Source organism: Streptomyces sp. NPDC097619 (assembly GCF_040302735.1).
GTDB lineage: Bacteria > Actinomycetota > Actinomycetes > Streptomycetales > Streptomycetaceae > Streptomyces.
In genome coordinates, this window is the sequence record NZ_JBEOSD010000226.1 from 1 (window position 1) to 9332 (window position 9332).

Consider the following 9332-nt stretch of genomic DNA (forward strand, 5'->3'; position numbering starts at 1 on the left):
GCCGGTCCTTCGGAGGAGCAGGGCGAGGTTGCTCAGGGCCCGGCAGGAATGCTCCTGCCGGGCCCTTCCGCGTCCGCGTGCGCGCGCCGTCTCAGCCCTGGGGGCCCTGGCTCAGCCCGCCCTCCGAGTTCCCGCCCTCGGTGCCGCCGCTCGGCGGGTCCTCCGTCTCGGGCGGGTCCGTGACCGGCGGGGGCTCCGAGGTCGGGTCCTGGGTCGGCTCGGTGCTCTTGGTGGGGTCCGTGGTCGGCGGCTTGTAGGACGGGCTCGGCGAAGGCTTGTCCGGCGGGGTCCACGTCGGGTCGTTCGTGGGCGTCCGGCGGGTCGGCTCCTCCCGCGTCGGCTCCTCCTCGTCCTGCGAGGGGGTGTTCCGGGAGGGCGAGGAGCCCTCCGGGGAGGGGGACCGCGAGTCCGTCACGCCGGTACTGCTCTTCGTCGGGGTCTCGGGGCTCCCGCCGCCGCCGGACTTGTCCAGCGCGTAGACCACGCCCGCGCCGATCGCGAGCAGCGCGAGGGCCGCGAACAGCCACATCTTCCAGCGGCCGCCACCGTCACCGCCGCCACGACCGTCGCCGTAGCCGCCCGTACCGCCGTCGCCGTACCCGCCGCCGCCCGGGAAGGCCGAGCCGTCGTCGGGGTTGATCGGGGGCACCATCGGCTGCCCGAACTGCGAGGTGGTGTTGTGCGCCGGGTAGGGCTGCCCGGGGGTGCCCGCCTGGGTCATGGCGGTGGTGGGCGCGTGCCCGCCGCCCTGGCCGTGCGGCAGCGCCATGGTGACGGGGCCGGTGTTCCAGGTGCCGGTGTGCGCGCCCTGCTCGTGGAGCATCTGGAGGGCGTACTGCACCAGCCCGCGCATCTCCTCCGCGCTCTGGAACCGGTCGTCCGGGTCCTTCGCCAGGGAGCGCATCACCAGGCCGTCCAGCTCCGCCGGGACCCCCTGGGCCACCTGCGAGGGCGGCACCGGGGCGTCCTGCACGTGCTGGTAGACCACCGACAGCGGGGTCTCCCCCGTGAACGGGGGCCGCAGCGCGAGGAGTTCGTACAGCAGACAGCCGGTGGCGTACAGGTCGGAGCGGTGGTCGACGGCCTTGCCGAGGGCCTGCTCCGGGGAGAGGTACTGCGGGGTGCCCATGACCATGCCGGTCTGGGTCATCGTGGACTGCGCCCCGTGCAGGGCGCGGGCGATGCCGAAGTCCATCACCTTCACCGCACCGGTGTTGGTGATGATCACGTTGGCGGGCTTGATGTCGCGGTGCACGATGCCGTGCTGGTGCGAGTACGCGAGGGCTTCGAGCACCCCGGAGACGATGATGAGCGCCTGGTCCGGGCCGGGGGCCTCGGCGCTGATGAGGAGGTCGCGGATGGTGCGGCCCTCGACCAGCTCCATCACGATGTAGGGGACGACGTTCGGGCCGACGCGGTCCTCGCCCGAGTCGTAGACGGCCACGACGGCGTGGTGGTTGAGGCCCGCGACGGACTGCGCCTCGCGCGTGAACCGGGCCTTGGAGACCGGGTCTTCGGCGAGGTCGGCGCGGAGCAGCTTGACGGCGACGGTGCGGCCGAGCCGGACGTCCTCGGCGGCGAACACCTCGGCCATGCCACCGCGGCCGAGACGGTGCGTCAGCCGGTACCGGCCGTCGCCGACCAGACCGCCCGCGCCGAACTGCTCGGGAACATCACCCGTCCCGGCGCCGTTTCCCTCGGGTTCGGGTGCCATCAGTCCTCGCCGTCGTATCTGGCCGCTTCCAGGGGGTCGCGGTGGTCTTGTGCGGAGTGCTCCGATGAACGCTACAGCCTCCGCGCTGCGCCCCGGTCAGGGATCGGTCTCCCGTCCGCTCCCCGTTCCCGTGTGGTCACGGAACGGGTGCCCCGGCTTGACGTGGGCTTGCCCTCCGGCAGACTGGGCGCCGTCGAAACGGACCGGCAGGTCCCGCAGGTCGCGCCCGAGGGGAAGCACAGTGATGAGCCAGGACGGCACTCAGGGCCGGTACGCAGGCGGTTCCCTGGCCCGGGGCCGTTACCAGCTACGGGACTTGCTGGGCGAGGGTGGCATGGCCTCGGTGTACCTGGCCTACGACGCCTCGCTGGACCGGCAGGTGGCCATCAAGACGATGCACACCGAGCTGGGTCGCGAGCAGTCCTTCCGGGAGCGCTTCCGGCGCGAGGCCCAAGCTGTAGCGAAACTGTCGCACACCAACATCGTCTCGGTCTTCGACACCGGTGAGGACACCGTCGCGCTGGGCGCGCTCGGCTCGGCAGACGGCACCGTTCCGTACATCGTCATGGAGTACGTGGAGGGCCGGCCGCTGGGCTCGGTGCTCCAGGCCGACATCGAGCGGCAGGGGGCCATGCCCGCGGACCGGGCGCTGAAGGTGACCCGGGACGTGCTGGCCGCGCTGGAGGCCAGCCACGAGATGGGCCTGGTGCACCGGGACATCAAGCCGGGCAACGTCATGATCACCAAGCGCGGCGTGGTGAAGGTGATGGACTTCGGCATCGCGCGCGCGATGCAGTCCGGGGTCACCTCCATGACCCAGACCGGCATGGTGGTCGGCACCCCTCAGTACCTCTCCCCCGAGCAGGCCCTCGGACGCGGTGTGGACGCCCGCTCCGACCTGTACTCCGTCGGCATCATGCTCTTCCAGCTGCTGACCGGCCGGCTGCCCTTCGAGGCGGACTCCCCACTGGCCATCGCGTACGCGCACGTCCAGGAGGAGCCGGTGGCCCCTTCCTCGGTGAACCGGGCGCTGACCCCGGCCATGGACGCGCTGGTGGCGCGGGCCCTGAAGAAGAACCCGAACGAGCGCTTCCCCACGGCCGCGGCCATGCTCGACGCCTGCGACCGGGTGCTCGCCGCGGGCGGTGCCGGGGCGCCGGTGATCGTCCAGGGCGGTCCGGTCAACAGCGGTTCCGGGGTCGGCTCGGCGGTCTTCCCGCCGGTGGACGCCTCCCGGCAGACCCCGCCGCCGCAGGCCCTCCAGCAGCCGTACCAGCCCTACGCGCCGACCCCGCAGCCGCAGCCGGGCCCGCAGCACCACACCGGCCCGCAGCACCAGGGCGGCTACGCCTACCCGCCGCAGGCTCCCGCGTACGCCCAGCAGGCGCCCACGCCCGTCCCGCACCAGGGTGCGACCCCGCCCCCGTACGTGATCCACCCGCAGGGCGCCCCGGCGGGCGGCGGCTCCGGCGGTCGGGGCGGTACCGGCAAGGTGCTGGGCGCGGCGCTGGTGGCCCTGCTGCTGGTGGGCGGCGTGGTCGCCTACATCAACCTGAAGCCGGAGGACAAGGGCGAGACCCCGGCGGGCGGGGGCAGCTCGGTGGCGGCCACGGACGGGACGGCGGGGCACCGCGGCCCGGACCGGACGCGCACCATCGAGGAGAAGGAGTGCAAGGAGCCCGCCGAGGCGTACAACGACGCCAAGAAGGTCAAGGCGCCGAACTTCCGGTACAAGGACCTGATGTCCGTGAAGCAGTGCCTGCAGGCGGCGGGCTGGGTGCTCAAGGAGCAGCCGCGCAACGACACCGTCTGGGGTGAGGACACCGTCCTGGACCAGCTGCCGGCCCCGGGCGAGGACATCGACCCGACCGACGTCACCTTCACCCTGGTGGTCTCCACGGGCGACCCGGCGTAACCGCGCCCCCGCCGTCCGGGCACGGGGGCGGAATCCCCGGGGAGGCCGCGGGCCGGGGCCCGGACCGCCGTCACCGGTCGTTCCGACACCCCGGCCGCGTGTCCTTTTCGTCCTGAGATGCCGGATTTATTCCGGCGTGTGAGTCTGGCCCTGAACATCTCGGTCGCTCGGGACGGGAGGGGCTCCGCGTGAATCCTCGCCTCGGTGTGCTGCGCTGGGGAGCGGGCGCCGCGCTCACCCTGGGCGTACTGCTGCCCGGTGGGCCCGCCCCCGCCTCGGCGGCCAGCGCGCCCGACGCGCCCGGCGTGGTGCTGACCGCCGCCCCCGAAGCGTCCGGAGCCCAGCTGGCAGGGAGCGCGGCCGGGGCCGGACGGGTCCGGCCCGGCCGACCCGGGCTGGACGAGGCGGTGCCCGTGGCCGTCGCGCCGGCCGCCCCCGTCGTGGAGCGGGCCCCCCGCCCGCCGGCACGGCCGCCCGCACAGCCCCCCGAAGACCCGCCGGAGGTCGCCCCGCCGAGCTCGCCGCCGTTGGCCGCGGGCTGGGGCGCCGACCGCGACGGGCGGGCCGCCGAGCTCGCCGCCCATCTGGTCCCGCTCGGCGCGGGGCTGACTCTGATGGGCCTGGGGCTGGGCTACTTCGGACTGCGCCTGAGGCGCTGACCAGCGCGTTCGCCGGACCCTCGGGTGCCCGTACCGACCGGAGGACCGGCCGGAAGGGGCGCACCCGGATCGACCTCGGCACCCTCACGCCATGGCCAAGGCTTACTTGCGCTCGCCTGCATACTCGGTATACATACTGAGTATGTCGATCCGCCACGGACTCCTCGCTCTCCTGGAGCGAGGGCCCCGGTACGGCTCCCAGCTGCGTACCGAATTCGAGAACCGCACCGGTTCCACCTGGCCCCTGAACGTCGGGCAGGTCTACACGACCCTGTCCCGACTGGAGCGGGACGGACTGGTCGCGCCCGACGGCACGGACACCGCCGGGCACACCCTGTACGCCATCACCGAGGCCGGCCGCGCCGAACTGCTCTCCTGGTACGAGCGCCCAGTGGACCGGAGCAATCCGCCCCGCGACGAGCTCGCGATCAAGCTGGCCATGGCCGTCGGCGCCCCCGGCGTCGACATCCGGGCCGTGATCCAGGCCCAGCGCGCGGCCACCATCCGGGCCATGCAGGACTACACCCGACTCAAGGCCCGGGCCCTGGCCGCCATCGAGTCCGGGCAGGCCCGGGAGCGGGACGACGTGGCCTGGCTGCTGGTCCTGGAGCAACTGATCTTCCAGACCGAGGCCGAGGCCCGCTGGCTCGACCACTCCGAGACCCGGCTGGTCCGGCTCTCCGTCCCGGCCGAACGGGGAGCCGCGCGAGAGCAGCCGCCACCGGCCGCCCCCGCGGCCCGGCCCGCCCGGACCGCGACCCCCGGCACCACCGCACCCGGCGGCTGAGCCGCCACGAGCAGCCGCCCGGTGCGCCGGGGACCGGCGCACCCCGTACCCGCGCGCCCTGATCCGCCCGACCGGGGAGGCCCCCGACCGGGCCCGGGTTCCGAGTTCGGGCCCGCCCCGGAGCGGCCCGGCCGCCCGATCCCCGGGCCCGCCGGTGCCGCCGACCACCGGCGGGCCCGGTCCGCCGACCGTCCTCACGCCGCCGGGCCCACGCCCACCGGCCCGGGCCCCGGGCCCGCGCGACCCCGCCGCTCGTCGTGCCCGTGGTGCCCACGACCCGGCACGCCCCGGGCCCGGCCGGACCGGCGAACCCGGCGTCCGCCGGTCCGGGGGAACCGCCCCGCCGCACGGCCGCCCGCCCGGCCCCACACCACCGCGCGCCACGGCCCCGGCCGTCCCGCCGCGCACACCGAACCGACCGACCCGGCCCGCACCCGCGGAGCCGGTTCCCGTCCCAGGGGGGACCCCTCTCATGCCCGACCCTCAGCACCCGCCGCTGCCCGCGCAGCAGGCCCGCCCGGCGCCCGTCCTGGAACTGCGCGGGCTCACCCGCGTCCACGGCAGCGGGGCCACCGAGGTGCACGCCCTGCGCGGGGTGGACCTGGCCGTCCACCCCGGCGAGCTGGTGGCCGTCATGGGCCCCTCCGGCTCCGGCAAGTCCACCCTGCTGACCCTCGCCGGCGGGCTCGACCTGCCCACCGGCGGACAGGTGCTCGTCGAGGGCACCGATCTGACCTCCGCGAGCCGCAAGCAGCTCGCCGCCCTGCGCCGCCGCTCCATCGGCTACGTCTTCCAGGACTACAACCTCATCCCGGCCCTGACCGCGGCCGAGAACGTGGCCCTCCCCCTCGAACTCGACGGCACCTCCGCCCGCCGGGCCCGCGCCGCCGCCCTCGCCGCCCTCGCGGACATGGGCCTGCCCCAGGTGGCCGACCGCTTCCCGGACGAGATGTCCGGCGGCCAGCAGCAGCGCGTGGCCATCGCCCGCGCCCTGGTCGGCGACCGCCGGCTGGTCCTCGCCGACGAACCCACCGGAGCCCTGGACTCCGAGACCGGGGAGTCCGTCCTCGGCCTCCTGCGGGCCCGCTGCGACGCCGGGGCCGCGGCCGTGCTCGTCACCCACGAGCCCCGCTTCGCCGCCTGGGCGGACCGGGTGGTCTTCCTGCGCGACGGCCAGGTCGTGGACGAGACCACGCACACCGGCGCCGACTCCCTCCTGTCGGGCTGGACGGCCGCCCCGTGAAGCTGAACGCCTGGTACCACTCCTGGATCGCGGCCATCCGGATCGCCCGCCGCGACGCCTGGCGCTCCAAGGGCCGCAGCGCCCTGGTCCTCGCCATGCTGGCCCTGCCCATCATCGGCGTCAGCGCCGCCGACCTCACCCTGCGCAGCGCCGAGCTCTCCACCACGCAACGCATGGACCGCCTGATCGGGGCCGCCGACGTCCGGCTCTCCGACTCCCACGCCGGGGGCCGCCCCGTCCTCCAGGCCCCCGACGGCACCTGGTACCAGCCCGCCACGGAGGACACGGAGGACACCGAGGGCGGCTTCTCCGGGGAGGTCCGCGCCGACCTGCGCAAGGCCGTGCCGGCCGGTGCGCAGGTGCTCGCCGACACCCAGGGCAGCGCCAAGGTCCGCACCCGGTACGGGCTGCTGGACACGATCGTGCACGAGATCGACGCCGGTCACCCGCTGGCCGCGGGCCTGGTGGTCCTGGACCGCGGCCGGTACCCGGCCGTCGCCGGCGAGGTCGCCGCCACGACCCGCTTCCTGGAGGAGTCCGGCCTGTACGTGGGCTCCCGGGTGGTGCCGCGCGGCTCGGACCGCGCCTACCTGATCACCGGCGCCTACGAGCTGCCCGACACCCTCTCCGAGCTCGGGCTCATCGCCCCGCCCGGCACCTTCCTGGCCCCGCTGGCCAAGGAGCTGGCCGCGGCCGGGCTGGGGGCCCCCGAGGCCGCCACGAGCCTGCTGGTCCGGCTCCGTGACGCGGACGGCCGCCGCGAAGGTTTCACGTGGAACATGGTCGAGGAGGCCAACACCCACAGCGTGCTCGCGGTCTCCCGGGCCGTCGCCCTGGACCCGCCGGACGAGGCCGACGTGCCGCTCTACCGGGCCACCAGCGACACCTACGAGCGCAGCCCGGCCTTCGAGACCACCACCGCGGTCACCGCCGCCACCGTGGTCGGCCTGGCCCTGCTGGAGGTCTGCCTGCTGGCCGGTCCCGCCTTCGCGGTCGGGGCCCGGCGCTCCCGCCGCCGGCTCGGCCTGGTCGGCGCCAACGGCGGCGAACGCCGCCACATCCGCGCCGTCGTCCTCTCCGGCGGACTGGTGCTCGGCGCGGTCGCGGCCGTGGTCGGCACCGCCCTCGGCGTCGCCCTGACCCTGCTCTGCCGGCCCCTGCTGGAGCACGCCCTCGGGGCCCGGTTCGGAAGCTTCGACGTCCGCCCCCTCGAACTGCTGGGCATCGCCCTGCTGGCCGTCCTGACCGGCCTGCTGGCCGCCGTGGTCCCGGCCGTGGCCGCCTCCCGACAGAGCGTGCTGTCCTCCCTGACCGGGCGCCGCGGGATCCGCAAGGCCAACCGCGTGCTGCCCGTGATCGGCTTCGTCGCCGTCCTCGGGGGCGCCGCCATCGCCCTGTTCGGCTCGGTCTCCGGCAGCGGGTTCATGGTGGTCGCGGGCGGCAGCGCCCTCGCCGAACTGGGCGTGGTGGCCCTGGTCCCCACCCTGGTCGGGCTCTTCGGCCGACTCGGTCGGGTGCTGCCGCTGTCCCCCCGTCTGGCCCTGCGCGACGCCGTCCGCAACCGGGGCCGCACGGCTCCCGCGGTGGCCGCCGTGCTCGCCGCCGTGGCCGGCAGCGTGGCCGTCGCCACCTACCAGGAGAGCCGGGAGACGCAGGTCCGCCAGGAGTACAGGGCGCAGCTGCCCGCGGGCAGCGCCCGGCTCTCCCTGGACGACTCCGCGGGCTTCCGCGAGCTCCCCGCGGCGCGCGCCGCGGTCACCCGCGAGCTGCCCGTGGCCGTACGGGCCGACGTGTCACGGATCGTCATCGGCCGCTCCGACTGCGAGGAGTTCTCCGCCGACCCCGCGTGCGGTCGCCTGGAGCTGGTCGTGCCCCCGGGCAACAACTGCCCGATGTGGGAGGACGGCAAGGACTCCGGGGACTTCACCCCCGCCCAGCGGGAGCGGTTCAGCCGGGACTGGCGCTGCCTCGCGAGCGCCTACGGACCGGCCGAGCAGGTGGCCGTGGCCGACGAACGGCTGCTCACCGCACTCGCCGTGACCGACCCGGCCGCCCGTGCCGCCCTGCGCGAGGGCACCCCGGTCGCCTTCGACCGCCGGTACGTCAAGGACGGTCGCGTCACCCTGCTCGCCATCAGCGACCCGGCGGCCGCCGACAAGGCCGCGGAGGAGGGCCGCGAGGTGCCCGGCGTCCGCCGGACCCTGCCGGTCCACCTGGTGAGCGGCGACCGCGGCTGGGGCTTCAAGGTGGTGCTGCCGCCCGACGCCGCGAAGAAGGCCGGTCTGGCCGCCATCCCCTCCAGCACCTACCTCGCCCTGGACGGCTCGCCCACGAGCGAGCAGCGACAGCGTGCCGACGCCGCCCTGGACACCATGTCCGCCGGCAGCTCGCTCTACATCGAGGACGGCTACCAGGGCTCCGCGACCATCATGCTGCTGGCCCTGTCGCTCTTCGCCGGAGTGATCACCATCGGCGCCGCCGGGATCGCCACCGGCCTCTCCCAGGCCGATACCGAGGCCGACCTGCGGACCCTGGCCGCGGTGGGCGCGGCCCCCCGGGTCCGGCGCACCCTGAGCGCCTTCCAGTGCGGGGTGGTCGCCGCCATGGGCGTCCTGCTGGGCTCGGCCGCCGGAATCCTGCCCGCCGTGGCCCTGCGGCTGACCGAGCGCAGGCAGCAGGCCGGCTGGTACGCGGACCTGGTCAAGAGCGGTTTCGCCAACGGGACCGCCGAACCCGTGGTGCCCATCGTGGTCCCCTGGGTCACCCTGGCGGGCCTGCTGGTGGCCGTGCCCGTGGGCGCCGCGCTGTTGGCCGCGCTGGTGACCCGATCGAACGGGGCCCTGGGCCGCCGCGCCGCCACCTAGGTCGCGTCTTCCGGATCTTGCCTGACCGTGTCGCCCCCCGGAGGACCGCGAGCTCCGCGGGCACCGTGAAGGTGAGGGCCACCGCGTCCTCGGTGAGCCGGTCGACCGCCGCCACCGTCAGCGGGTGGAACGCGCCGCGGCGGTCGGTCC

General features: G+C 75.3%; 6 protein-coding genes. 5 read left to right on the forward strand and 1 reads right to left on the reverse strand.

The features are described 5' to 3' along the window. Nucleotides 1-91: 91 nt before the first annotated feature. Nucleotides 92-1714: a protein kinase domain-containing protein gene (locus tag ABTZ17_RS34540; protein ID WP_352199763.1), complete on the reverse strand. Its 1623-nt coding sequence runs from the start codon at nucleotides 1712-1714 to the stop codon at nucleotides 92-94. A 244-nt stretch (nucleotides 1715-1958) separates the two neighbouring features. Between ABTZ17_RS34540 and ABTZ17_RS34545 the strand changes: the two genes are divergently transcribed. The 5 genes from ABTZ17_RS34545 (at nucleotide 1959) to ABTZ17_RS34565 (ending at nucleotide 9182) form a co-directional block, all read left to right on the forward strand. Next, a complete protein-coding gene (locus tag ABTZ17_RS34545; protein ID WP_352199764.1) occupies nucleotides 1959-3629 on the forward strand; it encodes a Stk1 family PASTA domain-containing Ser/Thr kinase in 1671 nt (556 codons plus the stop codon). Between the two features lie 188 nt (nucleotides 3630-3817). Continuing rightward, nucleotides 3818-4288, forward strand: coding sequence for a hypothetical protein (locus tag ABTZ17_RS34550; protein WP_352199765.1), 471 nt, complete (start codon nucleotides 3818-3820; stop codon nucleotides 4286-4288). 142 nt (nucleotides 4289-4430) lie between these two features. After that, a complete protein-coding gene (locus ABTZ17_RS34555) occupies nucleotides 4431-5075 on the forward strand; it encodes a PadR family transcriptional regulator (RefSeq protein WP_352199766.1) in 645 nt (214 codons plus the stop codon). A gap of 472 nt (nucleotides 5076-5547) precedes the next feature. Further along, complete coding sequence (locus ABTZ17_RS34560) at nucleotides 5548-6318, forward strand: ABC transporter ATP-binding protein (protein ID WP_352199767.1); 771 nt, start codon at nucleotides 5548-5550, stop codon at nucleotides 6316-6318. A 2-nt stretch (nucleotides 6319-6320) separates the two neighbouring features. Further along, nucleotides 6321-9182, forward strand: coding sequence for an FtsX-like permease family protein (locus tag ABTZ17_RS34565; protein ID WP_352199768.1), 2862 nt, complete (start codon nucleotides 6321-6323; stop codon nucleotides 9180-9182). Nucleotides 9183-9332: the final 150 nt, after the last annotated feature.